General features: G+C 32.5%; 2 protein-coding genes. One reads left to right on the forward strand and one right to left on the reverse strand.

Annotated elements, in window-relative coordinates:
• The first annotated feature begins 778 nt into the window (after positions 1 to 778).
• Positions 779 to 1,063 carry a hypothetical protein gene (locus F6K54_RS01170; RefSeq protein WP_293073299.1) on the forward strand — a complete coding sequence of 95 codons (285 nt, stop codon included), beginning with the start codon at positions 779 to 781 and terminating at the stop codon, positions 1,061 to 1,063.
• Between the two features lie 352 nt (positions 1,064 to 1,415).
• Here F6K54_RS01170 and F6K54_RS01175 read toward each other — a convergent pair whose 3' ends face one another.
• Positions 1,416 to 1,928: an inorganic diphosphatase gene (locus F6K54_RS01175; protein ID WP_293073302.1), complete on the reverse strand. Its 513-nt coding sequence runs from the start codon at positions 1,926 to 1,928 to the stop codon at positions 1,416 to 1,418.
• Between the last annotated feature and the right edge of the window lie 521 nt (positions 1,929 to 2,449).

Consider the following 2,449-nt stretch of genomic DNA (forward strand, 5'->3'; position numbering starts at 1 on the left):
ATTTTTGATTATTGGATATGTCTAATAGTTTTTTGTTTTAGTTATTAGGGAATAGGGAAGATAGATAGGAAAATAGGCAACAAGCAAATAAAATATTTACCCAGTCAATTTTAAAGATGCTTTCCATACAAAAAAAGTTTTTGTTTATTCATATTCCCTAAGAGGGAGTAGGGAGTAGGGGAAAATAGTTGATGATTTCTGTTCAATAATTGATTTTATTTTTGATTATTGGATATGTCTAATAGTTTTTTGTTTTAGTTATTAGGGAATAGGGAAGATAGATAGGAAAATAGGCAACAAGCAAATAAAATATTTACCCAGTCAATTTTAAAGATGCTTTCTATACAAAAAAGTTTTTGTTTATTCATATTCCCTAAGAGGGAGTAGGGAGTAGGGAGTAGGGAGTAGGGAGTAGGGGGAAAATAATTAATGATTTCTGTTCAATAATTGATTTGATTTTTGATTATTGGATATGTCTAATAGTTTTTTGTTTTAGTTATTAGGGAATAGGGAAGATAGATAGGAAGATAGGCAACAAGCAAATCAAATATTTATCCAGTCAATTTTAAAGATGCTTTCCATACAAAAAAGTTTTTGTTTATTCATATTCCCTAAGAGGGAGTAGGGAGTAGGGAGTAGGGAGTAGGGAGTAGGGGAAAATAATTGATGATTTCTGTTCGATTGGGAAAGAATGATTTCTTACTTTTTTTCGCCACATCGTCAAACTTAAAAGTGGAATAGAGATGAGTTTATTGATTTATTGCGAAAAGTCCGAACAATGTTTTACTATCTAAATACTCGTGGTTTACTGTCAAGCAAACCCGAAGTTAATTTTGTTATGTATTTTGAATCTCTTGAGAACGACTTTAGAAAAGTCTCCCAAATATTAGAATTAGAAAACTTTCAGCTCCCTGTCCGTAATAAATCAAATCGAGAAAATTATTGGAAATATTATGATTCTGAATTAGTTGATATGGTGGCACATAAGTATGCAGCAGAGATTGAGTATGCTGGGTATTCTTTTGCAAACCAACAAATAAATTTATTTGATTACGATAATTAAAGCCTTCTTTGATAACTAAAGTCTTCTTTTTCCCTCCTTCTTACTTCTTACCGAATAATTAATAATTAATCATTATTAATTAAATAATTCAGCTTACTTTGCCTCCCCTTTCAAGGGGAAAACAAAGAAATAATATTTCCTTATATTCAATCAAGAGCGGTTTTAACCAGAGGTAATTATCAATTATCCATTATCCATTATCCATTAATGAATTCTTCCTTTGCTATAAGTTCAGGATTTTTAAAAAGTTAACAACTCTTTTTAAAAAATAGAGGTAGGTTTTCATTTGAGCAAAATCTCTAGAAAACCTACCGCTAAATTTTTTGTAATTCCGAAGATACTAGAATTAATATTACTTGCTTGCCGCTTTAACGAATTTTTCTACTAATGGCATTACATGGTCAACATCTTTCCAACCAAGTATTTCTGTCACCTTTTTCTGTAAGTTTTTGTAGGTTCTAAAAAATTCTGCTATTTCTTCTAATCGATGAGGTGCTATATCTTGGAGAGATTTAACCTCAGTGTAGCGGGGGTCTTTGTCTGGTACACAGAGAATTTTTTCATCTCTGTCCCCTCCATCAATCATCTCTAACATTCCGATGGGTTTTGCTGCAATAACACACCCAGGAAATGTTGGCTCATCCATAATTACCATTCCATCAAGAGGATCTCCATCATCTGCTAGGGTGTTAGGGACAAATCCATAATCGTAAGGATATTGTACGGAAGAATAAAGTACTCGGTCAAGGGCAAAAGCTTGTAAATCTTTATCAAACTCGTATTTATTTTTACTTCCTGCGGGAATTTCTATCAGGACATTTATTAGTCCTGGTTTTGGTTGGGCTGGAATTAGCGATAAATCCACAAAATTTCTCCATCTTAACTAAAAAAGAGTATATCAGGACTCTTAACTCAAGGGAAGTAGGAAAGTCAAGCGATCGCCTGAGCTTATCAAAGTTTTAATTTAGATAGAGTACGGAGGTTCTGTTTCTAAGGCAGAAGGCACTTATTCTGAGGGAGGTTTTCCCTATTTATTTATTCCCAAATTCAATTCTTACTCTGAAGGAAAAGAAGTAGGAAAATTTCAGTAACCTCCCCCAAAATTATGTTGTTAGAGAGCATAAGGAAAAATTGATTTATATTTAAACTCGACTCTAATAGATGATTAGTATTTCCCCAAACTTCAGAGAATTTTATCCATCTCCAGGACTCCAACTAAATGAAATACAAATTCGGTCACTCTCTCTAGTCAATGTAATAGTAGAGCGCCAAAAATAATAAGGAAAAATTACTCATTATCCTGCTTTTAGCTAAATCAGATATTTCTGTTGATTTTTCATGTCTTACTCTGAGGGAAAAAGAAGTAGAAAAATTTCAGTAACCTAC

The organism is Okeania sp. SIO3B5, assembly GCF_010692555.1.
Taxonomy (GTDB): domain Bacteria; phylum Cyanobacteriota; class Cyanobacteriia; order Cyanobacteriales; family Microcoleaceae; genus Okeania.

What these genes read in the sequence shown, in the direction of transcription:
- F6K54_RS01170 (WP_293073299.1), top strand. Translation starts at nt 779, where the DNA reads ATGTTTTACTATCTAAATACTCGTGGTTTACTGTCAAGCAAACCCGAA.